Source organism: Streptomyces sp. NPDC017448 (assembly GCF_044330565.1).
Lineage (GTDB): Bacteria > Actinomycetota > Actinomycetes > Streptomycetales > Streptomycetaceae > Streptomyces.
Window position 1 is genome coordinate 845,517 of record NZ_JBIRLM010000001.1, and the last position, 26,695, is coordinate 872,211.

Annotated in this window: 24 protein-coding genes; 11 read left to right on the top strand and 13 right to left on the bottom strand. The window is 72.1% G+C overall.

The features are described from left to right. Positions 1-141: 141 nt before the first annotated feature. On the bottom strand, positions 142-1,173 hold the full coding sequence (glpX, locus tag ACH4K1_RS03780) for a class II fructose-bisphosphatase (protein WP_398086219.1): 1,032 nt from the start codon (positions 1,171-1,173) through the stop codon (positions 142-144). A 188-nt stretch (positions 1,174-1,361) separates the two neighbouring features. Between glpX and ACH4K1_RS03785 the strand changes: the two genes are divergently transcribed. Then, a complete protein-coding gene (locus tag ACH4K1_RS03785; RefSeq protein ID WP_398086221.1) occupies positions 1,362-1,901 on the top strand; it encodes a DUF4245 domain-containing protein in 540 nt (179 codons plus the stop codon). An 87-nt stretch (positions 1,902-1,988) separates the two neighbouring features. Here ACH4K1_RS03785 and ACH4K1_RS03790 read toward each other — a convergent pair whose 3' ends face one another. From ACH4K1_RS03790 to ACH4K1_RS03805, 4 genes are all read right to left on the bottom strand, one after another. After that, positions 1,989-2,579, bottom strand: coding sequence for a malonic semialdehyde reductase (locus tag ACH4K1_RS03790; RefSeq protein WP_398086224.1), 591 nt, complete (start codon positions 2,577-2,579; stop codon positions 1,989-1,991). A 280-nt stretch (positions 2,580-2,859) separates the two neighbouring features. Continuing rightward, positions 2,860-3,102 carry an exodeoxyribonuclease VII small subunit gene (locus ACH4K1_RS03795; protein ID WP_073764334.1) on the bottom strand — a complete coding sequence of 81 codons (243 nt, stop codon included), beginning with the start codon at positions 3,100-3,102 and terminating at the stop codon, positions 2,860-2,862. Between the two features lie 48 nt (positions 3,103-3,150). Beyond that, positions 3,151-4,362, bottom strand: a complete 1,212-nt coding sequence (xseA, locus tag ACH4K1_RS03800; protein WP_398086226.1) for an exodeoxyribonuclease VII large subunit — start codon at positions 4,360-4,362, stop codon at positions 3,151-3,153. Between the two features lie 110 nt (positions 4,363-4,472). Then, positions 4,473-6,062: an APC family permease gene (locus tag ACH4K1_RS03805; protein ID WP_398086229.1), complete on the bottom strand. Its 1,590-nt coding sequence runs from the start codon at positions 6,060-6,062 to the stop codon at positions 4,473-4,475. A gap of 93 nt (positions 6,063-6,155) precedes the next feature. On the opposite strand from ACH4K1_RS03805, the gene ACH4K1_RS03810 reads away from it, so the two are divergent. After that, positions 6,156-7,145, top strand: a complete 990-nt coding sequence (locus ACH4K1_RS03810) for a 4-hydroxy-3-methylbut-2-enyl diphosphate reductase (RefSeq protein WP_398086231.1) — start codon at positions 6,156-6,158, stop codon at positions 7,143-7,145. 38 nt (positions 7,146-7,183) lie between these two features. After that, positions 7,184-7,933 carry a polyphosphate--glucose phosphotransferase gene (gene ppgK, locus ACH4K1_RS03815; RefSeq protein WP_398086234.1) on the top strand — a complete coding sequence of 250 codons (750 nt, stop codon included), beginning with the start codon at positions 7,184-7,186 and terminating at the stop codon, positions 7,931-7,933. Between the two features lie 195 nt (positions 7,934-8,128). On the opposite strand, the gene ACH4K1_RS03820 is transcribed toward ppgK, so the two are convergent. Then, positions 8,129-8,701 carry a DUF6542 domain-containing protein gene (locus ACH4K1_RS03820; RefSeq protein ID WP_398086597.1) on the bottom strand — a complete coding sequence of 191 codons (573 nt, stop codon included), beginning with the start codon at positions 8,699-8,701 and terminating at the stop codon, positions 8,129-8,131. 479 nt (positions 8,702-9,180) lie between these two features. Here ACH4K1_RS03820 and ychF point away from each other — a divergent pair, with 479 nt between their 5' ends. Beyond that, positions 9,181-10,269 carry a redox-regulated ATPase YchF gene (ychF, locus tag ACH4K1_RS03825; protein WP_073764325.1) on the top strand — a complete coding sequence of 363 codons (1,089 nt, stop codon included), beginning with the start codon at positions 9,181-9,183 and terminating at the stop codon, positions 10,267-10,269. A 133-nt stretch (positions 10,270-10,402) separates the two neighbouring features. Here the strand turns inward: ychF and ACH4K1_RS03830 are convergent, their stop codons facing one another. The 3 genes from ACH4K1_RS03830 to ACH4K1_RS03840 form a co-directional block, all read right to left on the bottom strand. Further along, the gene (locus ACH4K1_RS03830; protein ID WP_398086236.1) at positions 10,403-10,666 is read right to left on the bottom strand and encodes a type II toxin-antitoxin system RelE/ParE family toxin; all 264 of its coding nucleotides are present in this window, start codon (positions 10,664-10,666) and stop codon (positions 10,403-10,405) included. Next, the gene (locus tag ACH4K1_RS03835; protein WP_019434848.1) at positions 10,659-10,928 is read right to left on the bottom strand and encodes a type II toxin-antitoxin system Phd/YefM family antitoxin; all 270 of its coding nucleotides are present in this window, start codon (positions 10,926-10,928) and stop codon (positions 10,659-10,661) included. Before ACH4K1_RS03835 ends, ACH4K1_RS03830 begins: the two co-directional genes overlap by 8 nt. Before the next feature lie 638 nt (positions 10,929-11,566). Beyond that, complete coding sequence (locus tag ACH4K1_RS03840) at positions 11,567-11,713, bottom strand: CPCC family cysteine-rich protein (RefSeq protein WP_398086239.1); 147 nt, start codon at positions 11,711-11,713, stop codon at positions 11,567-11,569. A gap of 143 nt (positions 11,714-11,856) precedes the next feature. On the opposite strand from ACH4K1_RS03840, the gene ACH4K1_RS03845 reads away from it, so the two are divergent. Beyond that, the gene (locus tag ACH4K1_RS03845; protein ID WP_398086241.1) at positions 11,857-12,111 is read left to right on the top strand and encodes a hypothetical protein; all 255 of its coding nucleotides are present in this window, start codon (positions 11,857-11,859) and stop codon (positions 12,109-12,111) included. A 38-nt stretch (positions 12,112-12,149) separates the two neighbouring features. On the opposite strand, the gene ACH4K1_RS03850 is transcribed toward ACH4K1_RS03845, so the two are convergent. Then, positions 12,150-12,794 carry a TetR/AcrR family transcriptional regulator gene (locus tag ACH4K1_RS03850; RefSeq protein ID WP_398086242.1) on the bottom strand — a complete coding sequence of 215 codons (645 nt, stop codon included), beginning with the start codon at positions 12,792-12,794 and terminating at the stop codon, positions 12,150-12,152. 385 nt (positions 12,795-13,179) lie between these two features. Here ACH4K1_RS03850 and ACH4K1_RS03855 point away from each other — a divergent pair, with 385 nt between their 5' ends. The 5 genes from ACH4K1_RS03855 to ACH4K1_RS03875 all read left to right on the top strand — a co-directional run bounded on the left by ACH4K1_RS03855 (position 13,180) and on the right by ACH4K1_RS03875 (position 19,164). Then, a complete protein-coding gene (locus tag ACH4K1_RS03855) occupies positions 13,180-14,409 on the top strand; it encodes a YncE family protein (protein ID WP_398086599.1) in 1,230 nt (409 codons plus the stop codon). Positions 14,410-14,673: 264 nt separating this feature from the next. Beyond that, positions 14,674-15,111, top strand: a complete 438-nt coding sequence (locus tag ACH4K1_RS03860) for an NfeD family protein (RefSeq protein ID WP_398086243.1) — start codon at positions 14,674-14,676, stop codon at positions 15,109-15,111. Between the two features lie 140 nt (positions 15,112-15,251). Continuing rightward, positions 15,252-16,367, top strand: a complete 1,116-nt coding sequence (locus tag ACH4K1_RS03865) for an SPFH domain-containing protein (RefSeq protein WP_398086246.1) — start codon at positions 15,252-15,254, stop codon at positions 16,365-16,367. Between the two features lie 252 nt (positions 16,368-16,619). After that, the gene (locus tag ACH4K1_RS03870; protein WP_398086249.1) at positions 16,620-18,176 is read left to right on the top strand and encodes a hypothetical protein; all 1,557 of its coding nucleotides are present in this window, start codon (positions 16,620-16,622) and stop codon (positions 18,174-18,176) included. A gap of 127 nt (positions 18,177-18,303) precedes the next feature. Then, positions 18,304-19,164, top strand: coding sequence for a hypothetical protein (locus tag ACH4K1_RS03875; RefSeq protein WP_398086252.1), 861 nt, complete (start codon positions 18,304-18,306; stop codon positions 19,162-19,164). Between the two features lie 69 nt (positions 19,165-19,233). Here the strand turns inward: ACH4K1_RS03875 and ACH4K1_RS03880 are convergent, their stop codons facing one another. Further along, the gene (locus ACH4K1_RS03880) at positions 19,234-21,870 is read right to left on the bottom strand and encodes a glycosyl hydrolase family 65 protein (protein WP_398086255.1); all 2,637 of its coding nucleotides are present in this window, start codon (positions 21,868-21,870) and stop codon (positions 19,234-19,236) included. A gap of 158 nt (positions 21,871-22,028) precedes the next feature. Then, positions 22,029-23,288, bottom strand: a complete 1,260-nt coding sequence (locus ACH4K1_RS03885; RefSeq protein WP_398086257.1) for a threonine synthase — start codon at positions 23,286-23,288, stop codon at positions 22,029-22,031. A gap of 268 nt (positions 23,289-23,556) precedes the next feature. On the opposite strand from ACH4K1_RS03885, the gene ACH4K1_RS03890 reads away from it, so the two are divergent. Next, a complete protein-coding gene (locus ACH4K1_RS03890) occupies positions 23,557-25,140 on the top strand; it encodes a S8 family peptidase (RefSeq protein ID WP_398086259.1) in 1,584 nt (527 codons plus the stop codon). Between the two features lie 96 nt (positions 25,141-25,236). Here ACH4K1_RS03890 and ACH4K1_RS03895 read toward each other — a convergent pair whose 3' ends face one another. After that, entirely contained in the window at positions 25,237-26,637 is a 1,401-nt protein-coding gene (locus ACH4K1_RS03895; RefSeq protein WP_398086261.1) for a glycoside hydrolase family 18 protein, read from the bottom strand. Between the last annotated feature and the right edge of the window lie 58 nt (positions 26,638-26,695).

Sequence of the window (26,695 nt, forward strand, 5' to 3'; positions counted from 1 at the left end):
GGGGGGGGGGAGCCCGCGCGCCCGCGGGGGGGGGGGGCCCCGGGGGGGGGGGGGGGGCGGGGGGGGCCGCGCCCCGGGGGGGGGGGGGGGCCCGCCCGCCCCCCCCCCCCCCCCCCCCCCGCCCCGTGCGCCGGACTTCGGCTACTTCGCGCGGTCGAAGTCGATGGCGCTGTAGGCGCGCAGCTTCGACAACCGGTGGGTCGAGGAGATCGTCCGGATCGTGCCGGACTTGGACCGCATCACGATGGACTCGGTGGTCGCCGTCTCCGCGCGGTACCGCACCCCGCGCATCAGCTCGCCGTCCGTGATCCCCGTCGCCACGAAGAACACGTTGTCCCCGCTGACCAGGTCGTCGGTGGACAGCACCCGGTCCAGGTCGTGGCCGGCGTCCAGCGCCTTCTGCCGCTCCGCCTCGTCCTTGGGCCAGAGCTTGCCCTGGATGACGCCGCCGAGGCACTTTATGGCGCAGGCGGAGATGATGCCCTCGGGCGTCCCGCCGACGCCCATCAGCAGATCGACGCCGGTGCCCTCGCGGGCGGCCATGATCGAGCCCGCGACGTCGCCGTCGGAGATGAACTTGATCCGCGCGCCGGTCTCCCGGATCTCCTTGACGATGCCCTCGTGCCGGGGCCGGTCGAGGATGACGACGGTGACGTCCTCGGGCGTGGAGTTCTTGGCCCGGGCCACGCGCCGGATGTTCACGGCCACGGGCGCGTTGATGTCGACGAACTCCGCCGCCTCGGGCCCGGTGACCAGCTTGTCCATGTAGAAGACCGCCGACGGGTCGAACATCGCGCCGCGGTCGGCCGCCGCGAGGACGGCGATGGCGTTCGGCATGCCCTTGGCGTTGAGCGTGGTGCCGTCGATCGGATCGACCGCGATGTCGACCTCGGCGCCGGTGCCGTCGCCGACCCGTTCGCCGTTGAACAGCATCGGGGCCTCGTCCTTCTCGCCCTCTCCGATGACGACGACGCCGTTCATCGAGACGGTCGAGACGAGGGTGCGCATGGCCTTCACGGCGGCGCCGTCGGCGCCGATCTTGTCGCCGCGGCCCACCCAGCGCCCGGCCGCCATGGCGGCGGCCTCGGTGACCCGGACCAGCTCCAGGGCCAGGTTGCGGTCCGGGGCCTCCGGGGAGACCTCCAGTTGGGACGGCAGATGATGCTCGGACATCGGAGCGCACCTTTCTGTACGGCGACGACCGGATATGAGGGTGCTGTGACTCTATCGGTAGGTCGATAAAATGAGCAGGGCGGGTCACGCATGAGCGCCCGTGCCTCGCGCATTCCGGCCGGTGCCCGCGCCGCCCCCGACCGGTACCCTGCGGCCGGGCGTGCCGGGCCGCGTGCCACCATGGACCCGTGGCAAGCAAGCGAGGCAAGCAGACAGTCCGGGACATGCTCCTGTCGACGTTGGTGATCGCCGCCTGCGCGGGGGTCATCTACCTCTTCATCCCGAAGGACGAGCACGCGGACCCGGTCAAGGCGGTCGACTTCACCGTGGAGCTGGCGACGGTGCGCACGGCGGCCCCTTACCCGGTGGCCGCGCCGGAGGGCCTGCCGGAGAAGTGGAAGGCGACCTCCGTCCGGTACGACGAGGCCGCGGACAAGGCCTGGCACCTCGGCTTCCTCGACGCGGACCGCAAGTACGTCGCGGTCGAGCAGTCCACCGCCGCCGCGCGCACCTACGTCCCCGAGGTCAGCCAGAAGGCGCAGGACACCGGGCGGACCGAGACGGTGGACGGCAAGGAGTGGCAGGTCTGGGAGGGCGAGAAGTACAACGCCCTCGTCCTGCCCGGGAAGGGCCACACCACGGTGGTGACCGGCTCGGCGCCCAAGGAGAGCCTGGTGAGGATGGCCGCGGCGCTGAAGACGACGCCGCCGCCCGCCCCGGCGTCCTGACGCCCGGCCGCACCGCACCGGCCCGCGGGCGGCACGCACGGAAAAGGCCCCCGGGACACCGGGGGCCTTTTCCGTGCGCGAGGGGCCTCAGACGGTCTTGACGACCTCGTCGTAGGAGAGGCGGGGGCTGCGCGGGAACCACGCGTCCTCGCCCGGCTTGCCGATGTTGACGACCATCAGCGGGGTGTGGTCGTCGTCCAGGAACTCCTTCTGGATGCCCGCGGCGTCGTAACCGGTCATCGGGCCGGCGGCCAGGCCGGCGGCGCGGACGCCGATGATGAAGTAGGCGGCCTGGAGCGCGGCGTTGAGGCCGGCGGCCGACTCGCGGACCGGGCGCTCCGAGAAGAACACGTCCTTGGCCTGCGGGAAGTGCGGGAGCAGCGCCGGGAGCTCCTCGTGGAACTCGTTGTCGGCGGCCAGGATCGCGACCAGCGGGGCGGACGCGGTCTTCGGGCGGTTGCCCTCGGCCATGTGCTGCACCAGGCGCTCGCGACCCTCGGCGGACCGGACCAGGACGACGCGCAGCGGCGACTGGTTGAAGGCGGTGGGGCCGAACTTGACCAGGTCGTAGATCGCCTGGACCTGCTCGTCGGTCACCGGCTCGTCGGTGAACGTGTTGGCGGTGCGGGCCTCGCGGAAGAGGAGGTCCTGGGCGGCGGGGTCGAGAACGAGGGACATGTGGTGCTGACCTTCCGATGTGCACAGTGGGGGAAGAAGGTTCGAACGTACGCCTGAAGTAGGTTAACTTTCAACTAAAATGAGCGTGGAGTGATCCATTCCACAGGCTTCCCCGGCCGGGCCCCGCCCGCGCGGAACCCCGGGCCCCGCTGGAGGGGCTACCACACCCGGGCCGCGCCCCTTCCGCGCGCGGGGGACCGCGGGCTCCGGAGGGTTCAGGAGGCCCTGCGGGAGCGCACCCCTCCCGCGCGAGGGACCGGGGCCTCCCCGGCCCGCCGCCTCAGCCCTCGTCCGCGTCCTGCGGGCGGGCGAGCGCCGCGTCCAGCCGGGCGCGGGCGCCCTCCAGCCAGTGGCGGCAGACCCTCGCCAGCTCCTCGCCCCGCTCCCACAGGGCCAGCGACTCCTCCAGGGTCGTGCCGCCCGCCTCCAGCCGGCGCACGACCTCGATCAGCTCGTCGCGCGCCTGCTCGTACCCGAGCGTGCCCGTGGCGGCGGCCGCCGCCGTACCCTCGTCGTCCGTCATGTGATCCACCCTAAGTGTGAGCTGCCATGTGATCAGAGGCGCCGGGAGCTACTCCGCCACCCGTACGGTGAACTCGCCCTCCGCCACCCGGGCCCGCAGCGGTTCGCCGGCCGCCCCCGCCTCGGCGGGGGAGCGCACCACGTGCCCGTCCGGCCGCTGGAGCACCGCGTACCCGCGCTCCAGGGTGGCGGCGGGGGAGAGGGAGACGACCCGGGCGAGCGTGTGCGACAGCTCGGAGTCGGCGCGGTCCAGGAGGTGGCCCAGCACCCGGCGGCTGCGCCCGACGAGCGCGTCCACCTCCGCCTCGCGCTCGTCCACCAGCCGCTGGGGCCGCTCCATCGCCGGCCGGCGCAGCGCGTGCGCGAGCCCCCGCTCCTCGCGGTCCAGCAGCCCCCGCACGGTCCGCAGCGCCCGGTCCCGCAACTGCTGCACCCGCTCCAGCTCCTCGCCCACGTCCGGGACGACCTTCTTGGCCGCGTCCGTGGGCGTGGAGGCGCGCAGGTCGGCGACCAGGTCGAGCAGCGGCGAGTCCGGCTCGTGGCCGATCGCGGAGACCACCGGCGTACGGCAGGCGGCCACGGTCCGGACCAGCTGCTCGTCGGAGAACGGCAGCAGGTCCTCGACGCTGCCGCCGCCCCGGGCGACCACGATCACGTCGACCTCGGGCAGCGCGTCCAGCTCCTCGACCGCCCGCACGACCTGGGCGACCGCGTGCACCCCCTGGACGGCGGTGTTGCGGACCTCGAAGCGGACGGCGGGCCAGCGGCGGCGGGCGTTCTCCAGGACGTCGCGCTCGGCGGCGGAGGCGCGCCCGCAGACCAGCCCGATGAGCTGCGGCAGGAAGGGGAGCGGCTTCTTCCGGTCCAGTGCGAAGAGCCCCTCCGCGGCGAGCGACTTCTTCAGCTGCTCCAACCGCACCAGCAACTCGCCGATGCCGACCGGGCGTATGTCGGTGGCCCGCAGCGACAGCTGCCCACGGGGGGCGTACCACTCGGGCTTGGCGAGGACGACGACGCGCGCCCCCTCGCTCACCACGTCGGCGATCCGGTCGAAGACCTGCCGGAAGCAGGTCACGCTCACCGAGACGTCCTGGGAGGGGTCGCGCAGGGTCAGGAAGACGACGCCGGCCCCGGGCCGCCGCGACAGCTGGGTGATCTGCCCTTCCACCCAGACGGCGCCGAGCCGGTCGATCCACCCGCCGATGAGCCGGGAGACCTCACCGACGGGCAACGGCGCTTCCGCGGACGTGTTGAGAGCCATACCGGCGAGCGTATCGGCACCCGCCGACAGGCCCCCGCCCCCGCGCCCGCCGCCCTGGGGGCGAAGGCCGCACGCACGGCCGCCCGCCTCCCCGGTACGCCCCCGCCGCCTCACTGCGCCGTGCCGCGCGCGCCTTCCGCCTCTCCCGGCTCCTCCGGGCCTCCCGGCTCCTCCGGGCCTCCCGGCCCCTCCGCGCCGCCCCGGCGGCCCGTCCCCTGCACCGCCAGCACCACGAGCCCCACGCCGAGCCAGCAGACGCCCACCACCTGGGAGGACGTCGTCGCCTCGACGATGACCGCGACCAGGATGCCCGCGCCGACCACCGGGACGAGGACGTGCCGCCACCAAACGGGCGGCCCCGCCATCCGGCGTACGGCGAACCAGCCGACCACCGAGGCGTGCAACAGCACGAACGCCGTCAGCGCGCCGATGTCCACCACCGAGACCAGATGGTCCAGACCGTCGTCGCGCCGGGCCGCCCACACGGCGGCCACCAGCGTCACCACGGCCGCGCAGAGGATCGCCACCCGCGGCACCCCGGAGGACGGGCTGACCTTCGCGAGCACCCCCGGCAGCCGCCGCTCGCGGGCCATCGCGAAGACGAGCCGGCCGGCGGCGGCCTGCCCCGCCAGCGCGGCGAAGGCGGCGCCGATCGCCTTGCTGACCGCCACCAGATCGTGCAGCCAGCTCCCCACCGAGGCGTCCACCGCGTCGTAGAACGCCGACCCCTGCGCCGCCGGGTCCGCCGCCAGCTCGGCCGAGCTGACCGGTTCCAGCAGCGCCGCCAGGTAGGACTGCGCCACGAACAGCGTGCCGGCCAGCACCAGGCAGAACAGCACCGCCCGCGCCACCTTCTGCGAGCCGCCCGTCACCTCCTCGGCGAACGAGGCGATGGCGTCGAAACCGAGGTACGACAGCACGGCGATCGACACGGCCCCCAGGACGGCGGCCAGGGAGAACCCGGTGTCCCCGGTCAGCGGCGTCAGCCAGCCGCGCTGGGCCCCGTCCCGTGCCAGGACGACGAGAGCCGCCACCACGAAGACCAACAGGACGACGATCTCCATGGCCAGCACCGCGAAGCCGACGCGGGCGGCCGCCCGTACGCCCCACAGGTTGAGCAGGGTCGTCACGAGCACCGCGAGCGCGGTCCACACCCAGCGCGAGACCTCCGGGACCAGGGCGTTCATCGCGATCCCGGAGAAGAGGTAGGCGACGGCCGGGATGAGGAGGTAGTCGAGCATGGCCATCCACCCGGCGATGAACCCCGGCCCTTCCCCGAGCCCCTTGCGGGCATACGTGAAGACCGAACCGGCGAAGGGGGCGACCCGCACCATCTGGGCGTAACTGAAGGCGGTGAACCCCATGACGACCGTGGCCACCAGATAGACGAGGGCGACCGCCCCGTCGGACTTCGCGTCGAGGGCGCCGAACACGCCGACGGGGGCCATCGGGGCGATGAAGAGGAGCCCGTAGACCACCAGGTCCCGGAAGCCGAGCGTCCGCCGCAGCCGGCCCTGCGCGGCACCGCTCCCGGAACCCCCGGAGCCCGGCCCCGGGCGGCCCCCCGGCGGCCCGCCCGTACCGGCCCCGGCCCCGTCGCCCGTACCGCCCACCGCTCCTCCTCTTCCGCCGTTCCCCGTACCGCTTCCCGTACCGTTCCCCGTACCGCTTCCCGATCCGCTCCCGGGTACCGACGCCATCACCCCTCCATCACCGTCAGCGAGCTGCTGCACACGCACCGCGACCAGTGTCCCGATCCGGCCGTCCGCGCGCCTGTTCGCCACGGCCTTACGATGGGACGCATGACTGCAACGCCTGCCCGCCGTGTCCTGCTCGCCGCTCCCCGTGGCTACTGCGCGGGCGTGGACCGCGCCGTGATCGCCGTCGAGAAGGCCCTGGAGCAGTACGGGGCCCCGATCTACGTCCGCCACGAGATCGTGCACAACAAGTACGTCGTGCAGACCCTGGAGAAGAAGGGCGCGATCTTCGTGGACGTCACGGCGGAGGTGCCCGAGGGCTCCATCGTGATGTTCTCCGCGCACGGAGTCGCGCCCACCGTCCACGCGGAGGCCGCCGAGCGTAAGCTCGCCACCATCGACGCGACCTGCCCGCTGGTCACCAAGGTCCACAAGGAGGCCGTCCGGTACGCCAAGGAGGACTACGACATCCTCCTGATCGGCCACGAGGGCCACGAGGAGGTCATCGGCACCTCCGGCGAGGCCCCCGACCACATCCAGCTGGTCGACGGCCCCGAGGACGTGGCCGACGTCCAGGTGCGCGACGAGTCGAAGGTCGTCTGGCTCTCCCAGACCACCCTGTCCGTCGACGAGACGATGGAGACGGTCGACGCCCTCAAGTCGAAGTTCCCCAACCTCCTCTCGCCGCCCAGCGACGACATCTGCTACGCCACGCAGAACCGCCAGATCGCGGTGAAGAAGCTGGCCGAGGACGCCGAACTGGTCATCGTGGTCGGCTCCAAGAACTCCTCGAACTCCATCCGGATGGTCGAGGTCGCGCTGGACGCCGGGGCTCCCGCCGCCCACCTGGTCGACTTCGCGAGCGAGATCGACGAAGCGTGGCTGGAGGGCGTGACGACGGTCGGCCTGACCTCCGGGGCCTCGGTGCCGGACGTCCTGGTCGACGGCGTCCTGGAATGGCTCGCGGAACGCGGTTACGCGGATGTGGAAACGGTGAAGACGGCCGACGAGTCGATCACCTTCTCCCTCCCCAAGGAGCTCCGCCGCGACTTGCGCGCCGAGGCCGCCGCCCTTTCCGCCGAGTAGTCGCGCACCGGGCCCGGGCTCCCCGTACGGTGGACGCCATGGAGATCTTCGGCGTGGACATCGGCGGATCCGGGATCAAGGGCGCTCCCGTGGACCTGGACCGAGGGGACTTGGCGCAGGAGCGCCACAAAGTGCTGACACCGCACCCGGCCACGCCCGAGGGCGTGGCCGGGTGCGTGGCGGAGGTGGTCGGCCACTTCGACTGGTCGGGCCCGGTCGGCGTCACGTTCCCGGGAGTCGTCACGGACGGGATCACCCGCACCGCGGCCAATGTCGACAAGGGCTGGATCGACACGGACGCCCGCGCCCTGCTGGGCGAGCGGATCGGTCGGCCCGTCACCATCCTGAACGACGCGGACGCGGCCGGCGTCGCCGAGATGACGTTCGGGGCGGGGAAGGGCCGTACGGGCACGGTCATCCTGTTGACGTTCGGCACGGGCATCGGCAGCGCGGTCTTCACCGACGGGAAGCTGGTCCCGAACACCGAGCTGGGCCACCTGGAGCTGCACGGCCACGAGGCGGAGAAGCACGCCTCGACGAAGGCCAAGGACGACGGGGACCTCAGCTGGCAGCACTGGGCGCACCGGGTCCAGAAGTACCTGCTCCACGTGGAGATGCTGTTCTCGCCGGAGCTGTTCATCATCGGCGGGGGCGTGAGCCGCAAGGCGGAGAAGTTCCTGCCGCTGATCGAGAAGGTCCGTGCCGAGATCGTCCCGGCCCAGCTGCAGAACAACGCGGGCATCGTGGGAGCGGCGATGGCGGCGGCGGCGACACGGGACGGGCACTGAGGAACGCCTGGCCGCCTTTGAGGGCCGGGGGCGGGCACGACCCGCGTCCCCCGTCCCGGGGCGGGTACGGCCCATGGCCCCCGTCTCGGGGCGGGTACGGCCCACGTCCCTAGGCTCGGGACGGGCACGACCCCCGCCCCCGTCCTCCGAAGGCGGCACCCTCACAGGCGGACGGGGCGTCGCCCGTCGCGGACCTCAGAGCCGCGGGGGCCGGCGTGCGGCGACCGCCCCGGCTCCGGCCCGTTCGGGCGTGACGTCCTCGCCGCCGGGCGCCGCGGCCCGGGCGGCGGCCCGGGGCGTCCGCTCCTGAACGCCGGCGTCGCGTTCCTGGGCCGGTAGGTACTGCCGCCGGGCCCGCATCAGCCGCACCTTGCGTACGGAGGCGATGAGCCCCGCGACGAGCGTGCCGCCGTACAGCCAGCCGGCGTGGACGGCGAGGGCGGTCACCAGACCCATGAGCTGTCCGCCGAAACCGTCCGAGCCCCCGGAGATCGGGAACACGCCCACGGCGAAGGCGATCGGCACGCTGATCGGCGCGGTGACCAGGTCGGCGGGGCGGACCCAGAGGGCGGTCAGCGCGCTGACGGAGAGGAAGAGCAGCCCGTAGACGAGCTCGGAGCTGTCGAACAGCAGCCGGTCCAGGCAGGCGAGCACGAACAGGGTGAGGGAGGCGAACAGCCCGGCCCCGATCCCGGTCAGCCGGGGGTTGGGGAACCGCCGCAGCGCGAGCACCACGGGAGGCGCGCTGCGCACCCGTACCCGGTACACGGCGGAACTCTCGCCGGGGGGAACATCCGGCGAAGGCGGTACGGGCGCGGGCTGCGGGGTCTTCCTGCGCTGCGGGGGACGTGTCCTGGGCTGCTCCACCCCACCAACGTAGGTCGCGGGAGGCGGGGAATCAGGGGTTGGACACGCGCTTGGGCGGACCTTGGAGTTGCGTTCGATGTCACACGGCCGAAAGTAAGCCGTGCACGGCCGGAAGTGGAGGGCGGCCCGGACCGGGGAGGAGGCGGCACGGCCGCACGGCACGCCCGCCGTGAGCAACCGCCCGGGGCCGGTGACGCGATCCGCACCACCGGGCTCCACGGGCCGACGGATCAGCACCGCGAACCGCCCCGTCCCGGCCCGGCGGGGGCGGCCCGTAAACTGGAGAATCGGTCCACTCCGGGGCCCGGCCGACCCGGCCGGAACAGCCGGGCCGGACCCGGACGCCCCTGACCCCCTCCTCACTCCAGGAAGTCGCCAAAGTGTCGCTCACGATCGGAATCGTCGGCCTGCCGAATGTCGGCAAGTCGACCCTGTTCAACGCCCTGACCAAGAACGACGTGCTGGCGGCCAACTACCCGTTCGCCACGATCGAGCCGAACGTCGGCGTGGTCGGCGTCCCGGACCCGCGCCTGAACAAGCTCGCCGAGATCTTCAACTCGCAGCGGCTCCTCCCGGCGACGGTTGACTTCGTCGACATCGCCGGCATCGTCCGGGGCGCGTCGGAGGGCGAGGGGCTGGGCAACAAGTTCCTGGCGAACATCCGCGAGTCCGACGCGATCTGCCAGGTCATCCGGGCCTTCAAGGACGAGAACGTCGTGCACGTCGACGGCAAGGTCTCGCCGAAGGACGACATCGAGACGATCAACACCGAGCTGATCCTCGCCGACCTCCAGTCCGTCGAGAAGGCCGTCCCGCGCCTGACGAAGGAATCCCGCCTCCAGAAGGAGAAGGTCGCGGTGCTCGCCGCGGTCGAGGAGGCGCAGAAGATCCTGGAGTCCGGCCAGACGCTGTTCGCCGCGGGCATCACGGCGGGCACCGAGAAGGGCAGGCTCCTGCACGAGCTGCACCTGCTCACCACCAAGCCGTTCCTGTACGTGTTCAACGTCGACGAGGACGAGCTGGTCGACGAGGACTTCAAGAACGAGCAGCGCGCGCTCGTCGCCCCGGCCGAGGCGATCTTCCTGAACGCCAAGATCGAGTCCGAGCTGATCGAACTGGACGACGACGAGGCCCTGGAACTCCTCCAGTCCATGGGCCAGGAGGAGCCCGGCCTCGCCACCCTCGGCCGCGTCGGCTTCGAGACCCTGGGCCTCCAGACCTACCTCACGGCAGGCCCGAAGGAAGCCCGCGCCTGGACCATCAAGAAGGGCGCGACGGCCCCCGAGGCGGCCGGTGTGATCCACACCGACTTCCAGAAGGGCTTCATCAAGGCGGAGATCATCTCCTTCGACGACCTGGTCGAAACCGGCTCGGTCGCCGAGGCCCGCGCCAAGGGCAAGGCCCGCATGGAAGGCAAGGAGTACGTCATGCAGGACGGGGATGTGGTGGAGTTCCGCTTCAACGTGTAGTCGTACGCATACTGCACGTTAGTCATTGAGCCAAACGTGCAGGCCAGAAGGGGTCGGACTCTGACGAGTCCGACCCCTTCGTCGTCACCGTGCTGGATGGGTGCTGGATATTCTGACGCGCGGTCAGAGGCCATCAGGTGTCGTAAACGGTGGATCGGTGTCCCACGTGAACGACCCAGACCAGCAGTTCCCCGTTGTCGATCGTGTAGACGACGCGGTAGTCGCCAACCCGTAGTCGCCGGCGGTCTGGCTGGGACACGAGTGCGGTGGTGTTGAAGCCGAGCGGATCGCTTTCCAGCTCGGTCAGCTTGGCCAGGATGCGCAGTGCCATTTCGCGCGGGATCTTCCGAAGCTCGGCCTGCGCCTCGGGTCGGAAGACGGTTCGGTACTCACTCACCGCGCGCCAGCGTCTCCCTCATGATGTCCTCGATCGGGATGCCGGGTGCGGGGTTGGCCATGCGCTCGTCGATGATCCGGTTGATCTCGCGCTCTTCCCATTCCTGGTACTTGCGCAGCACCTCGATGGAGACCACGGCGGCGACTTCCTTGCCCCGGCGCGTGATCACCGTGGGCACGTCGTCGCGGTCGGCCCGCTCCACAACCTCGGCCAGGTGTGCCCGGACATCGCGGATTGACTCTATGGGCAGCGGCTGTGTCATGCGCTCAAAGGTACCGGGTGTCGCATGTGTACACAACGCGTCACGGGCGACGAACGTTCGTCACGCTCGTGCGTACTGGATGAACTTGCACCGTGCTGGATGGGCGCTGGATAAGGGCTCCGAGAACCGCGTTTTCGCAGGTGGGAGCGCTGTGCTGAACGTTCCGCTTCAACGTGTGAGCGGATGAAATGACATCACGTCGCTGATCCGGCAAACATGCAGATCAGAAGGGGCCGGGCTCTCACAAGCCCGGCCCCTTCGTCGATCCCGCGCTGGATCGGTGCTGGATTCCCTGACTCGGTGCCAGGAGTGCTCAGGTGTTGTAGACGGTGGAGCGATGCCCGACATGGACGACCCGGACCACCAGCTCGCTCGAGCTGCTGGACGAGTGTCCCGATGGGGGAGGCCATGACGCGGAGCGGTCCCGGCGCCAGAAGGTGGGAAACCGCCGGCAGAGCACCGAGCGGTCGTCCGGCCCCGGGGCGCGGTCCTTGGATTCCCCGTCCTCGAAGGAGTCGCGCGTCAGGTCGATGGGCCGCCGGGCGGGGTCGCGCGGCTCCTCCTCGGCCGGCGGGCGGACATACCGGAGGCCGTCTCGTCGCAGGCGCCGAAGTCCTGGTAGTTCCGCTGGACCGCGATCAGGGAGACCTCGCTCGCAAGCCGCTCATGGTGGGCCGGCGGAACTGGACCCCGTCGTCCTCCCGGAAGCAGAGGGGGCAGATCGCGTACGAGCCGGGCATCTCGTCCAGCACGCGGTGCCCGCAACAGGGGCAGGAGTCGCTCACCTGCGCAGTCTCCTTGCAGGCCCGGCCGGTGTGCCAGGGATCTTGACCCACTCGAAGAAGGGCCGGGACGGCATACGGCATCGGGGGAGGGCCGGCGGCGCGGGTGAGCCTGTCGCTGCCGGAGGGGCCCGCCCAGCTGGAGCTTGCACCCCCACGCCCCACGCCGCGAGGGCCTGCGCGCCGCGGCGGCCCGCGGCTGCGCCGCCTGCGGGCGCGTCGCCCCGGCCTCCCTCAAGGCCCCTGGCGTACCCGAAGCCGAGCGCGCCGCACCACTGATCGGAGGGCTCGTCGACGGGCTGGACCTGCGCGGCCTCGCGGTCGACGACCTCCACACCGGCCTCGCCGAAGCGCCCGCCGGGCTCGTGGCCGGCCTCAACGGCTCGTCCGCGCCCGAGTAACGCCTCGTCCGCACCCCGACAGGGACGGCGGGATCGGATCAGTCGGCGATCCGGAAACGTCCCATGGCGATCTTGATGAGCTCGTCGGCGATCTCCTCGACGCTCGCGTCGACCCAGCCGACGACCCAGTCGTGCATCAGGCCGTTGACGGCGCCGATGAAGGCGGCGCGGGCGATGCGGTAGTCGTCGGGGACGAGCTCGCCGCGTTCGAGGGCCTCGTCGATCTGCCGGCCGAGGAGGTCGATCCAGACCGCGCGGCGCTCAAGGCGCTGGCGGTCCAGGCGAGGGCTGACGCCGACGATCTCGACGTAGGCGATGCGGGCGTGGCGGGGGTCGGACGCGGCGCCCGCGACGTAGGCGCGGAGCATCAGCATGAGCCGCTTGCGCGGAGGCTCGTCCTGGATGGCGGGCAGGATGGAGAGGACGGCCTGTTCGGCGATGTCGTTGACGTGCAGATGCAGTTCGGCCAGCAGGTCTTCCAGAGTGCGGAACTCTTCGTAGAACTGACGGGACGACAGTCCGGCGGCCTTGCAGAGGTCGGCGATCTTGGTGCCGCGGTAACCGGGGTGCGCGCCGAACATCTCCAGGCCGGCCTCCAGGAAGCGCTGATGGCGCTCGGCCCGCCGCTCGCCGGCGTCCCTGCCCCCGTACCGGCCTGCCGCCGGGGCGATCCTGCCGCTCACGTCTGCCCCCATCAGTTGGTACGGAGAATCTTCCCGCACCGGTCTTGCGGCGGAGACCGCCCCCTCCCTACCATCCAGTAATTCAGTTCGAAAATTGCGATGTTCAGATTCAGGGAAAGGTTCGCGCGCGGCTCACGAAGCCGCGCGGAGCCTGAACTCGTCCTGCTTCGCCCCCCTCATCGCCCCGCTGGGGCCGCAGGCTCTCCGCGCGCCCTACGCCTTCGTGCCCAGCTGGGCAGGGTGCCGCCCTGGAACTGAATCTCTCCGTACCGTGCGCCCCTGCGCGCACCCGCCTGGAGGAGATACACGCATGCCTTCTGTGAGCAGCCCTGCTCGGGTGGCCCCCGCACGCGGGGACCGTCGCCGCCTCCGCCGTCTGCGGCGCATGACCGCGGCCGCCGTTCTCGCGGCCGGCGCCCTCGTGCCCCTCTCGGTCGGTTCCGCCCAAGCCGCCCCCACCTCCGCCCCCGCCCTGCGGGAGGTGATGCTCGTCGGCAACAACTGGGAGGGCACCGCCGACGTCATCAAGCCCGGCGGCGACTTCGGCAGGATCGGCCGGATCAACATCGTTCCGGACAAGGTCGAGCGGCTCGCCCGCATCTACACGAACCCGGTCAACCTGGCCGTCTACCTGGGGATCCGGGCGACAGCGGGCGAGGGACACGACCAGCTCGTCGACGACCTCTACTCCACCCCCGACGGCCGTTCCGTCGTCGCCTCACGGCCCAGCTTCGGCGACGTCGTATCCATCGACCTGGCCACCGGGAAGGTCAACTGGCGGTTCGCGGTCTCGGGTTACCGCTCCGACCACATGGCCGTCTCCCCGGACGGCACGAAGGTCGCGGTCTCGGCCTCGCTCGGCAACACCGTGCACGTCCTCGACATCGACACCGGCAGTCAGTTGGGCAGATTCAGCACCGGCGACAAGCCGCACGAGAACATCTGGACCGAAGGGGGCAAGTACATCTGGAACATGTCCATCGGCAACGTCGAGACCGCTCTCGACGCCCCGTGGCTGGACTGGGCCAAGGGTGACCGGCATATCACCGTCACCGATGCGAGTACGTTCGAGGTCGTGCGGACGATCGACATGCGCGAGCGCCTGGACGCCTTCGGACGCAAGGACCTGTCCAACTCCGTCCGCCCGGCGGTGTTCAGCCCCGACTTCTCCAAGCTGTACTTCCAGGTCTCCTACTTCAACGGTTTCCTGGAGTACGACGTCGCCACCGACAGGATCACCCGGGTCAGGACCCTGCCCAAGAACCCGGCGACCAGCGACGACCGCACCACCTTCGTCAACGACTCGCGCCATCACGGCATGTCCATGAACCCCGACGGCAGCAAGCTGTGCATCGCGGGCACGATGGACGACTACGCCACCGTCGTCGACCGCGACAGCCTTCGGCAAGGCCCGCTCGTCACCGCGTCCAAGCCCTACTGGGCCACCGTCAGCGGCGACGGCCGCGCCTGCGTGATCTCCGAGAGCGGCGCCGACCAGGTCACCGCCATCGACTTCGCCACCGGGGAGAAGGTCGCCTCCGTGCCCGTCGGGGACCACCCCCAACGTGTCCGCCTCGCCCGGATCCCCGCCGACTGGTCCAGCCCCGCGGGCTGACTTCCGTCCCTGGGGGCGCAGGGGTGCGAAGTCCCCCTGCGCCCCCTCACGCGATCACCGCGCCGAGCCCCGTGTTCCGCGAGGCGGGCCGGGGGCGGGGCGCCGGGCCCCGGCCCCGGGTTCTTCGCCTGCTCCGCCGACGCACCGCTTCCGATCCGTCCGGCTCCGGAGCCGAGGTCGGCGGGAATCGGGCGGGTGCGGACGGGTTCGACTCGCGACCAAAGGGTACAAAACGGTATAGATCCCTCTGGGGAGGCTGATGCAATGCCGTGGTTCGCCTGGTTGCTCACCGCCGCGGCGCTCGGGGCTGCGGAGTTCTTCACCCTCACGCTGGTCTTCGGGCTGCTGGCCGGTGCGGCGCTGGTGGCTGCCGTGGTGGCCGGAGTCGGCGTCGGACTGTTCGGGCAGCTCGTGGCGCTCGGGCTGACGGCGGTGGCGGGGCTCGCCCTGGTCCGGCCCGTCGCCCTGCGGCAGATGGCCCAGGCGCCCCTGACCGTCGAGGGCAGCGACGCCCTGATCGGCAAGCGGGCCGAAGTGGTGCAGGAGGTCACCGCGTCCCACGGACTGATCAAGCTCTCCGGCGAGGAATGGTCCGCCCGCGCCTTCGACGAGAGCCAGGTGATCCCCGTGGGCGCCCTGGTGGACGTCATGGAGATCGACGGCGCGACCGCTGTGGTGTACCCCCGCGAACTGCTCCCCTGACCACACGAACCCGCCGCCTGAACCGGCAGTTCGAACCGGCCGCCCGAACGTCATGGACCGACCGTCTGTCACCTGCGGTGTACGGAGCGCTCGCAGCGAAGGAAGAAGGAAAGCCGAAGGAAGAAGGAAAGTGAGGAGATATGGATCCGGTCGTCATCCCGATCCTCGTGGCGGCGATCGTCGTCGTCTTTCTCGTGGCCGCCACCGTCCGCATCGTCCCGCAGGCGCGCCGCTACAACATCGAGCGGTTCGGCCGCTACCGCCGCACGCTGCAACCCGGCCTGAACTTCGTCCTGCCGGTGGCGGACCGGATCAACACCAAGCTCGACGTACGCGAGCAGGTGTACTCCTCCGACCCCAAACCGGTGATCACCGAGGACAACCTCGTGGTCAACATCGACACCGTCCTCTACTACCAGATCACCGACCCGCGGGCGGCCGCCTACGAGGTCGCCGACTATCTGCAGGCCATCGACCAACTCACCGTGACCACCCTCCGCAACGTCATCGGCTCCATGGACCTGGAGGGCACGCTCACCTCTCGCGAGGAGATCAACGCCCGGCTCCGCGCCGTCCTCGACGACGCCACCGGCAAGTGGGGCATCCGCGTCAACCGCGTCGAGATCAAGGCCATCGACCCGCCGAACACCATCAAGGAGGCGATGGAGAAGCAGATGCGGGCCGAGCGCGACAAGCGCGCCGCCATCCTGCACGCCGAGGGCGAGCGGCAGGCCAAGATCCTCACCGCCGAAGGCACCCAGCAGAAGGACATCCTGGAGGCCCAGGGCACCCAGCAGGCGATGATTCTGCGCGCGGACGGCGAGTCCAAGGCCGTGGAACTGGTCTTCCAGTCCGTCCACCGCAACAACGCCGACGCGAAGGTCCTCGCCTACAAGTACTTGGAGACCCTCCCGCACCTCGCCCAGAGCGACAACAACACCTTCTGGGTGATCCCCGGCGAGCTGACCGAGGCGATCCGTACCGTCACCCATGCCTTCGGCGACCGGGCGACCGGTACGGGACCGCCGGCGGCCACCCGGCGCGAGGACGCGGATGACCCCGCCTCCGACGGCGAGGACAAGGACCACGTGGACGCCCCGGAGATCCAGCCGAACTCCACGCTCGCCCTGGACGCCGTCGCCGCGGCCGACGAGGCCGCCAAACAGGCAGCCGTCGCGGTGAGCGACGCGAAGGCGGAGGCGGAGGCCGCCGGTGAGACCCGGCCGCCGGGACGGCGGGGTACGGCTGGAGGCTGACGGGCCGGCGGGGTACGGCCGGAGGTTGACGGGCCGGCGGGGTACGGCCGGAGGTTGACGGGGGCGGGGCCCTCCGCTTTCCGCCTCTCCCGGCCCCGGGCTGCGTGATCCCCCGTGTTCCGCCCCGGGGGCCCCTCGTCGGTGCTCCCGGCTCGGTTCCGTCCCCGTAAAGTCCTTGGTACCGCCGCGCCCGTACGGCAGACTTACGGCCGCAGTTCACATGAGGGCGCGGGCGACTCGGGGGAAGACAACGTGAATCGCCGCCTGTCCGTGGCGCTGGCCGTCTACGGGGTGTGGAACCAGGCCATCATCCTGTTCCTGTTCGAACCGTTGAAGGAGTGGGTCTCCGGTTTCCTTCCGGCCGGCACGGCCGTGGGAGAAGTCCGGCTGCTCGGACTCTCCTTCGACGGGTTCGCGGTGCGCGACCCGGAGCACGCCGTGGGGTGGGTGCCGCAGCTCGTCTTCCTGGTGGTGGGCGGACTCCTCATGTACGGCGTGTTCCGCGGGAGCGCGGCCGTCAGGCCGAGGGTCAGGGCCGTCCTCGCCCTCGGCGGAGCCTTGCTGCTCGCCTCGGGTGCGGCCACGCTGATCACCCCCGCTCTGGACCCGGGCGCCGCCTCTGCCCTCCCCTCGTACGGTGAATGGGTCGTGCGGGCCCAGCTCGGTGAAGTGCCCGCAGCGGCGGCGCAGTTCGCGCTGCTCACCCTGTGGGTGCCGTTGATCCCCTGGTTCCTGGTGTGGAGGTACCGCGCTCTGCCGCCTCTGCGGGCCCACTTCGGAACCATGGAGGGCGCCGAGAGCCGCGAGGGCGGCCCCGAGGGGGCCCACGGAGGCCGCGAAGAGGTCCAGGCGGGAGCTGAGAACACGCAGGAGGCCCGGGAGAGCCGGGAGGGCCCCGCGGAGGCCGTACCGCCGGCCGTCACCGCCCGCGAGCGGCGGCACCTGGTCTGTGCCGGGCTCATTCCGGCCGTGCTGCTGGCCGTGGCCGGAGGGCCGGTCCTTCGCCATGTCAGGGTGCGGTACCTGTCCCAGGGGGCCCCGGGTTCCCCGGACGTGTCGGTCACCTTCGACCCGGACCTGTGGAACTCCTACACCCCGCCGCCCCTCGTCGCCGAGTGGAGCGGCGTCCTCTACCCGGCGCTGCGCCTGCGCCCGCTCCGGACCGAGATGACCGTCGGCTGGACCGTCACCCTCGTGGTCTGCGCCGTCTTTCTCGGGGTCCTGGCGCTGGTGCTCCGCTCGGTGGCCACGCGCTCGGCGGGGCTCGTGCGGAGGCCCCCGGCGGAGTCCGGCGCGACCCCCGCCTTCGCCCCGGCCGGGCCCGCCGCGTACCTCGGGCTCGTCATGAAGGGGTGGTACGCGACGCTGCTGGCCGCCGCCGTCGCCGCCTTCGTGGACGGCCGGCTGCTCCGTTGGTTCGCGCCGCGCAGAGAGAGCGGTACGGCGGTCACCGACCACCTGGGCGTGGCGCTCGGCGACGCCGTCCGGTTCGGCGCGGCCTGGGGGTGGGCGACCGGGCTCGCGTGCCTGGCCGCGGTTCTGCTGATGAGGCGCCGGGCGGCCCCCGCGGCCCCGCCCCCCGACGCGTACGAGAAGCGGCCGGATCACGCGGACGAGACGCAGCCGGGCCGTCAGGACGCGATGCGCTCGGGCCGTCGGGACATGATGCGCTCGGGCCGTCAGGACGGGGGACAGCCGGACCGCCGGGGTGAGGAACAACCGGGCCGCCAGGGTGAGGAACAGCTGAGCCGTCAGAGCGAGGAACAACCGGTCCGCGAGTGCGAGGAGCAGTCGGCCCATGGCGAATAACCGACGGGGGGCCGGGGCCCGCAGGACGGGTGCGCTGACCCGGGCGAGCGTACGCCGGGGGAGCGGGTCGCGCCCAGCGCGCCCCGAGGCGGAAGAGGAGACGGAGGCCGGGGGCCGGCTGCGGTTCGTGAAAAGCCCGACCGCCTGGCTGCTGGGCATCCTGCTGGCCGTGGCGACCATGACGTTCCAGGACGTCCTGACCGCGACGGTGAAGGCGATCCTTCCGTTGGACCGGGTGCCGGACCGGCTCTCACCGCAGAACGCCGTCGACGTCGTCGACGTCAAGGACGTCAAGGACATCGGGTACTACGTGGTGCGCGACGGCGGGGGCGCCGAGGACGGGAAGCTCCTCGAAGCGATCTCGTCGGGCGGGCCCTGGCGGGAGGGCCGCACCGTCGTCGACGCGGGGGAGGCCGACTGGATGATCACCGTGCAGGGCAGGGCCTCCCAGCAGGTCCGCATCACCGACATCGTGCCCGTACTGGAGGGAGGGGCGTGCGAGAAGCCGCTCGGCGGCAGCCTGGCGCACTTCCCGTCCCAGGGCGTCACGGACGTCATCCCCCTGGAACTGGAGGTGGACGCCCCCCGCCCCCGCCTCAAGACCTACGGCAAGGACGGCAAGGGCGGCAAGGACGCCAAGCCGTTCTTCACCGGGCCCCAGGCCAAGCACATCACGTTGAACCCGAACGAGACCGAGGCGTTCATCGTCCACGCGACCTCCGAGACCGGCTACTGCCGCTGGCGGTACCGCGTGCACTACGAAGTCGGCGGCAGCACGGCGGAGACCACGATCAGCGGGCCCGGGGGAAAGCCCTTCGAGCTGACCGCGCGCCTGCCCGACGCGTCCGCGTACCGGAAGGTCTACTTTCCCGGCCTCGACTGCGTGTCCCCGGCCTCCCGGCCGGTGGGCACCTGGTACGAGCAGACCGGCCCGGAGTACGCCCGCGCCCGCAAGAGCGACCGGGTGCCGCCCTGCCCCAAGAGCTGAGCCCCCAGAGCTGACTCCCACGAGCCGGGCCTCGGGGGGCGAGCCCCGGAGCCGAGGCGGCGGTCCCCGCTACCGGGCGTCCGCCTCCACCCGCAGCTCCGCCAGGCCCGCCGGCTTCTCCGGGTCCTCCGAGCCGACTCTCACCCGGACCTTCCTGGCTGTGTCACCCGCCAGGAAGGGGCGCCAGAAGCGGCCGTCGACGGAGGTCTCCACCGTGTGGGACGCCGGCGGTACGTCGCTCCAGCGCGGCGTCACCGCCGTGATCCGTGCCGGGCGCGGGCCCACGTCCACCGTCAGGGAACCCTCCGCGCCGTCCGGGGACCAGGACGTCGCCGGGCTGCCGTCCACCGCCGCCTCCGCGTACAGCCCCGGCGCCTGGGAGGTCGCCGTCACCGGGCGGCAGCGCGCCGCGTCGGCCGTCGGGACCAGGTCGGGGCGGCGGGTCGGCAGGGTCAGCGTGGTGGTCAGCCGGCGCGGACCCTCGGCCGTGTGGACCGTGAACGGGGTGCCCGAGGCCAGGCGGACCGTGGTCGTCCGGGGCCCGATCCCGACGTCGTACGTCGCGTCCCGGAACCGCAGGCCCTTCAGCGCGACGCCCTCGCGCAGCTGGGGCGGCAGCGTGGGGGCCAGGCGGACGCCGTCCTCGCGCAGCCGCAGGCCGGTCAGGCCGTGCGTGAACACCTGGAGGAAGCCGCCCTTCCCGGTCAGGAAGTCGTCGGCCGGGAAGCCCGACAGCGGGTCCTCCGCCCCCGCCTTCTCGCCGCGCGCCTCGGAGAACAGGTCGTACGGGCCCCGCATGAAGGGGCGTACCGCCCGCTGGAGGTACGTGTACGCCGAGCAGCCCGGTTCTCCGGTCGCCGCCGCGACGATCGCGTGCACGGAGTCCGTCATCGCCGGGCCGTCCGGGTCGGTGCGGGCCGCGTAGTGGTCCAGGGTGGCCGCCGCCGCACCCGGCTCCATCGGCCACTCCAGCGGGTAGGCCAGCAGGACCGCGTCCGCCTGCTTGATCGTGGAGCCGTTGTACCCGGCGTACTGGAGGAAGACCTTCCGCTCCGCGTCGTACGGGATACGGAGACCGGCCGCCACCCGGTTCCAGGCGGCGGGCGGGCGGTGGCCGAGGAGGCGGGCGGCGCGGGTCGCGTTGCGCAGCGCGGTGGCGGCGACCGCGTTGGTGAAGACGCCGTCGTCGACGCCGTTGCTGTACTCGTCCGGGCCCGCCACGTTCCGGACGGAGTAGCTGCCGTCCGCGTTCGCCGTGGCGCGGGAGCGCCAGAAGTCCGCGATGCCCTTCAGCAGCGGCCAGCCCCTCGCCGACAGCCAGTCGCGGTCGCCGGTGGCCAGGTAGTACTGCCAGACCGCGAGCGACACGTCTCCCTGGAGGTGGTTCTGCGTCAGGCAGTGCGGCGGGTCCCAGCTCTGGCACTCGGAGTCCAGACGGCCCCGGCTCGCGCTGGTCCACGGGTAGAACAGGCCGTCGTAACCCAGCTTCTCGGCGTTCGCGCGGGCCGCGTGCCGGGTGCGGTAGCGGTACTCGACGACCGGACGCGCCAGTTCCGGGCGGGTGGCGAGCAGCCCCGGGAACATCCACGTCTCCGCGTCCCAGAAGACCATCCCCGCGTAGTTGTCGCTGGTCAGCCCGGCCGGGGCGATGCTGTCGGCGGAGCCGCGCCGGACGTTCGCCAGCAGCCCGTACTGGGTGGAGCGCAGCCACCGCTGCAACGCGCGGTCGCCGGGGACCAGCACGTCGGCGGACCAGGCGTCGCGCCAGGCCGCCTCGTTCGCCGCGAAGACCCGGCCCCAGCCGCGCCGCGCCGCCCGGTGCGCGGCCTCGCGGGCGTCCTCGGAGGGGGCGCGGGAGGTGAGGGCGGTGTCGACGCCGACGTACTTCTCGAAGGTGTACGTCCGCCCCGCGCGGACCGGGGCCACGTGCCGCGACGCGCCGGTCCGCAGGGTCTCGACCACGCCCGAGCCGCTCCGCATCGTCTGCGCGACGGCCCCCTCGATCCCCGTGCCGAGCGTGCGGAACGTGCCGTCCCCGCGCAGCGTGATCCGGCGTGCGCCCCGCTCGTCGAACCGGCCGGTGACGGTCGTGGTACCGCTCCAGCGCGGGGTCATCCGCAGGCGCACGGCGCCGGTGTGGACGTCGGATCGGTCGGCCAGCACGTCGTACACGAGGTCGGTGGCCCGGCCGTCCGCCGTCGTCCACCGCAGCGAGGTCCGCACGAGGCCGCAGGAGAGGAAGACCGTCTGCCGGTAGTGCGAGATCCGGTCCGCCGGGGTGTCCGGACCGAGGGTCTCCTCGCCCACGCCCACGTCGATGTTGGTCCAGCTCGGCAGCGCGGCGATCACCTCGCGGCCCTCGGAGACGGCCCGGTCGCGGGCGTAGAGGCCGGAGACGAACGCGCCGTCGTAGCGCGGGGTGTAGAGCGGCCAGCCGGTCTTCTCGCCGGTGGCCGCGTAGCCCGCGCCGGTGGCGGGGACCCGGTGGCCCAGGTAGCCGTTCCCGACGTACGGGTCGTAGCCGTCGGCCTCCCCGAAGCGGGTGGACGCCCGCGCCCAGGCCGGATCGGAGGCGTCCCCGCAGGCGGGGGGAGCCGGGGCGGCGGCCGGGGAGCCGGTGGCCCGGGCGGCGGGCGGCGGCGGGGCGATCAGGGCCGCCGAGACCACGGTGGCGAGGGCGAGGACGGAGATGCGCGGAAGGCTCACGGGACGACGGTAGGGAGGGGACCGCACGGTAGGCCGCCACGGCGCGCAGGGCCGCCCGTACCCGCCCCGCGCCGGGGGCCGCCTGGCCGCCGGATGGAGCAGGTCCCGCCCCGGGGCGGCGCACGTCGGGCGTATCGCGCCGCCGGTCCTTCGGCGTCCTACCCGGCGGCCGTCCCCGCCTGCGTCCCCGCCCCGCACAGCGGCACCACCACTTTCCCCCGGAGCGCGTCGCCCCCTTCCCGTACCGCCGCCCAGCAGACCGCCCCGGTCGGCTCGACGAAGAGGCCGCGTGCCGCCAGGTCCTGCCGGGCGGCGCGGATGGCGTCCTCCGACACCGTCAGGAAGGCACCGCCCGAGGTGCGTACCGCCGCCAGGATCTGGCGGGCGCGGGGCGGCCGGGGGATCGCGATGCCCTCCGCGAGAGTGGGGGCGGTACCGGCGGCGGGCACGGTGCCCGAGCCGTCCGGGACCGCCGCCCCGGGAGAGGCCGGAAGCAGCCCCTCCGCGCCCGACGCGTCTCCGGCAAGCAGCCCCTCCGCCCCTGAGTCCGTGCCCGGCACGTCTTCCGGAAGCAGGTCCTCCGCGCCCGGCACGTCTTCCGGGAGCAGGTCCTCCGCCCCCGCCCGGAAGGCTGCGGCCAGCGGGGAGACCGCCTCCGCCTGGACCGCGACCAGCCGGGGACGGGCCGTGATCAGCCCCAGCGCGCGCAGTTCGGCGACGGCCAGGGCCGCGCCCAGCAGCAGCGTGCCGTTGCCCACCGGGAGCACCAGCGTGTCCGGGAGCCGTCCGCCCAGCTCCTCCCACAGCTCGTACACGTACGTCTTCGTGCCGTGCAGGAAGTACGGGTTGAAGACGTGCGAGGCGTAGAAGACCCCCGGCCCGTCCGCCGCGGCGCGGGCCGCCGACGCGGTCGCCTCCCGCCCGCCCGGGACCGCGACCGGGCGCGCGCCGTGGGCCCGGATCCGCTCGGTCTTCCCGGCCGGCGTGCCCTCGGGGACGTACACCGTGCACGGGAGTCCGGCCCGCGCGCAGTACGCGGCGACGGACGCGCCCGCGTTGCCGGAGCTGTCCGCCACGACCCGGTCCGGCGCCAGCCGCCGGGCCAGCTCCACGAGCACCACCGCGCCGCGGTCCTTGAAGGAGAGCGTCGGCATGAGGAAGTCGAGCTTGGCCGAGACGGCGTCCGTGAGGGGGACGAGCGGGGTGCGCCCCTCGCCCAGGGAGATCGCCGGGGTGTTGAGCGGGAGGAATTCCTTGTAACGCCACAAGGAATCGGCCCGCCCGGAAAGCGCGTCCACTCCGACGCCCCGCGCGGGGGCGAAGTCGAGGTCCCACGGGCCCCGGCAGACCGGACAGCACCAGGTCAGCGCCGTGATACCGGACCGCGTCCCGTCCCTCGGACACCGATAGCTCGTCATGTCGGCCAGCATGTCAGGCATATGGCAGGTGAATGGCGTGCGTATGGAGCGTCTCAAGGCGCTCTTGTGAGTTCGCCATGGATCGGTCAATCTTTCGCTGGCAGCAGGGCAGGCCGCTCCCCGGACGATGCGGTACACCGTGCGCTGCAAGGGATGATTTGTCATGCCCATGCAGAGTTTCGGTCCTGCGGCTCCGGCGCCACCGCACTGCCCCCGTACCACCGCACCACCCCCCACCAGAGCACCGCCGACGAGGAGGACCCCTCAGATGTCAGTGACGCGTCACACCCCCCAGGCCCGTCGAAGACTCGCCGCGGCGACCGTCATAGCCACCGCAGCCGCCGTCGCGCTCGCCACCGCCGCCCTCCCGGCGACCGCGGCCGAGCGCGCCCCCGAAGGCGTGATCCTGAACGCGGACGCACCGGGCACCATCAGCGACAGCTACATCGTCACGCTGAAGGACTCGGCCGCGAAGTCGGACTCCGCCCAGGGCAGGGCCCTCGCGAAGAAGTACGGCGCGAGCATCGAGCGCACCTACCGCGCGGCCCTCAACGGCTACGCGGTCGAGGCGTCGGAGGCGGAGGCGAGGAAGTTCGCCGCCGACCCGGCCGTCGCGTCCGTCTCGCAGAACCGTACCTTCACGGTCTCCGCCACCCAGACCAACCCGCCCTCCTGGGGACTGGACCGGATCGACCAGCGGGGCCTCCCGCTGGACCAGCGCTACACCTACCCCGACAAGGCCGGTGAGGGCGTCACCGCGTACGTCATCGACACCGGGGTGCGCATCAGCCACAGCGACTTCGGCGGCCGGGCCTTCAACGGCTACGACGCCATCGACAACGACAACGTCGCCCAGGACGGCCACGGCCACGGCACGCACGTGGCGGGCACCGTCGCGGGCACCGCCCACGGCGTCGCCAAGAAGGCGAAGATCGTCGGCGTCCGGGTCCTGAACAACCAGGGCTCCGGCACCACCGCCCAGGTCGTCGCCGGCATCGACTGGGTGACGGCCAACGCCGTGAAGCCCGCCGTCGCCAACATGAGCCTCGGCGGCGGCGCGGACGCGGTCCTCGACGCGGCCGTGCAGCGGTCCATCGCCGCCGGCATCACCTACGCCGTCGCGGCGGGCAACGAGTCGACCAACGCCAACACCAAGTCCCCGGCGCGCGTCGCCGAGGCCATCACGGTCGGCTCGACGACCAACACCGACGCCCGCTCCAGCTTCTCCAACTACGGCGCGGTCGTGGACATCTTCGCGCCCGGCTCCTCGATCACCTCGACGTGGAGCACGAGCGACAGCGCGACGAACACCATCTCCGGTACGTCGATGGCCAGCCCGCACGTGGCCGGCGCCGCCGCGATCTACCTCGCCGACAACCCGGGCTCGACCCCCGCCCAGGTCTCCGCCGGACTCGTCGCGGCCGCCACCCCGAACGTGGTCACCAACCCGGGCACCGGCTCGCCCAACCGCCTGCTGTACGTCGGCGCGGGCAGCACCAACCCGCCGGGCAAGAAGTTCGAGAACACCACCGGGTACGCGATCAACGACAACGCCACCGTCGAGTCCCCGATCACCGTCTCCGGCATCACCGGCAACGCCCCGGCCGCGCTGAGCGTCCCGGTCAACATCTCCCACACCTACATCGGCGACCTGAAGATCGACCTGGTCGCCCCGAACGGCACCGTCTTCAACCTGAAGGCGTACGGCTCCGGCGGCAGCAGCGACAACGTGGTCACCACGTACACCGTCAACGCCTCCTCCGTCGTCGCCAACGGCACCTGGAAGCTCCGGGTCAGCGACAACGCGAGCGCCGACACGGGCCGGATCAACAGCTGGGCGCTCCAGTTCTGATCCCGCCCCGGCGGTGAACCACCGAACCCCGCGAGAAGGGCCGGGGCGGTCGCGTCATGCGACCGCCCCGGCCCCTCCGGCTCAACCGCCGCCCGGTCAGCGGCGGTTGAGCCCGCGGTCGACCGCGGTGATCAGCTCACCGTTCTCGGTGTCCCCGTCCAGCGACCAGAACATCGCCCCGCCGAGGCCCTTGTCCCGGATGTACGCCGCCTTCGTGCGCAGCACCTGCGGGTCGTCGTACGTCCACAGCGTGGTGCCGTCGAACAGCCAGGCGTGGCCGTTCTTCGCGTCCCGGTGGACCGTGTACGCCCCCGAAGCGGCCAGCTTCTTCAGGACCTTGTAGTCCTCGTAGCCCGCCGCCCAGGTGGCCGGGGCCGGGCCCGTCGCCGGCTGTCCCATGCCCGTGCCGCCGCCGCTCACCCCGGTCCAGCCCTGGCCGTAGGTCGGCATGCCCATCACGATCTTGTGCTTGGGCGCGCCGCGCCGCACCCAGTCGCGCACGGTCCGGTCGACGCTGAAGTCGTTCCGCGCGTACAGGGCCGACTGCTGGGCCGTCTTCTTCTCACTCGAGACGTGGTAGTCGTACCCCTGGATGTTGACGAAGTCGAAGTCCTTCATGAGGCGCTTCACGTCGAAACCCGCGTCGATCGCCTTCGGGTTGGCCGGGACGTACGCCGACAGGTCGTAGTGCTTGGGCTTCGGCCTGTGGTGCCCGTCCCCCTTCCCCTCGCCCGCCTTCCGCCCGGCCTTCGCCTCGCTCTTCGCGTGGGCGTCGAGCTGGGTGCGGAACTCGTGGATCAGGGCGGTGAAGTTCTTCTTGTCCTCCGGTCGGAAGACCGTGCCCTCGTTGGCCGCCGAGCCGGGCCACTCCCAGTCGACGTCGATGCCGTCGAAGAGGCCGGCCGCCGCGCCCTCGCCGCCGCGCGCCCCGTCCTGGGGGAGGTTGCCCTTGATGTACAGGTCGATGCAGGAGGAGACGAGCGCCTTGCGGGAGGCCGCGGTGCGGACCGCGTCGGAGAAGTGGGTGGACCAGCTCCAGCCGCCCAGCGAGATCATGACCTTGAGGCCGGGGTGCTTGGCCTTCAGCTCGCGCAGCTGGTTGAAGTTGCCCGCGAGCGGCTGGGTGTCGGTGTCGGCGACGCCGTCCACCGATCCCGCGGCGTCGAGCGGACGGGCGTAGTCCGCCCAGGCGTCGGCCTGGCCGGGCACGTTGCCGGTGAAGCACTTCCCCTCGGCGCTCACGTTGCCGAAGGCGTAGTTGACGTGGGTCAGCTTGGCCGCGGCGCCGCTGGTGTCCAGGTCCTTGACCTGGAAGTCGCGTCCGTAGACGCCCCATTGGGTGAAGTAGCCGATGCTCTTGTACGCGGGGCGGTGGTGGCCCTTGCCGCGGTCGCCGCCGTTGTCGCGGTCGTGGCCGACGGCGGCCGGGGCGACGCCTGCCAACAGGGCAAGGGAGACGCCGGCGACGGTCATTCGGGACAGGTTGCTTCGACGCATGGGGCTCGTTCCTGTGCGTGATCCGGTGCGGGAGGCAGAGCGGAAGGAGAGCGGGAGG

Excerpts from the sequence above, each read along its gene's own strand:
- xseA (WP_398086226.1), bottom strand. The coding sequence starts at position 4,362 with ATGGCTCTCAACACGTCCGCGGAAGCGCCGTTGCCCGTCGGTGAGGTC.
- ACH4K1_RS03865 (WP_398086246.1), top strand. The coding sequence starts at position 15,252 with ATGGATCCGGTCGTCATCCCGATCCTCGTGGCGGCGATCGTCGTCGTC.
- ACH4K1_RS03860 (WP_398086243.1), top strand. The coding sequence starts at position 14,674 with ATGCCGTGGTTCGCCTGGTTGCTCACCGCCGCGGCGCTCGGGGCTGCG.
- ACH4K1_RS03805 (WP_398086229.1), bottom strand. The coding sequence starts at position 6,062 with ATGGCGTCGGTACCCGGGAGCGGATCGGGAAGCGGTACGGGGAACGGT.
- ACH4K1_RS03855 (WP_398086599.1), top strand. The coding sequence starts at position 13,180 with ATGACCGCGGCCGCCGTTCTCGCGGCCGGCGCCCTCGTGCCCCTCTCG.
- ACH4K1_RS03795 (WP_073764334.1), bottom strand. The coding sequence starts at position 3,102 with ATGACGGACGACGAGGGTACGGCGGCGGCCGCCGCCACGGGCACGCTC.
- ACH4K1_RS03895 (WP_398086261.1), bottom strand. The coding sequence starts at position 26,637 with ATGCGTCGAAGCAACCTGTCCCGAATGACCGTCGCCGGCGTCTCCCTT.
- ACH4K1_RS03810 (WP_398086231.1), top strand. The coding sequence starts at position 6,156 with ATGGGACGCATGACTGCAACGCCTGCCCGCCGTGTCCTGCTCGCCGCT.
- ACH4K1_RS03885 (WP_398086257.1), bottom strand. The coding sequence starts at position 23,288 with ATGACGAGCTATCGGTGTCCGAGGGACGGGACGCGGTCCGGTATCACG.
- ACH4K1_RS03890 (WP_398086259.1), top strand. The coding sequence starts at position 23,557 with ATGTCAGTGACGCGTCACACCCCCCAGGCCCGTCGAAGACTCGCCGCG.
- ppgK (WP_398086234.1), top strand. The coding sequence starts at position 7,184 with ATGGAGATCTTCGGCGTGGACATCGGCGGATCCGGGATCAAGGGCGCT.
- ACH4K1_RS03835 (WP_019434848.1), bottom strand. The coding sequence starts at position 10,928 with ATGACACAGCCGCTGCCCATAGAGTCAATCCGCGATGTCCGGGCACAC.
- ACH4K1_RS03790 (WP_398086224.1), bottom strand. The coding sequence starts at position 2,579 with ATGTCCCTCGTTCTCGACCCCGCCGCCCAGGACCTCCTCTTCCGCGAG.
- glpX (WP_398086219.1), bottom strand. The coding sequence starts at position 1,173 with ATGTCCGAGCATCATCTGCCGTCCCAACTGGAGGTCTCCCCGGAGGCC.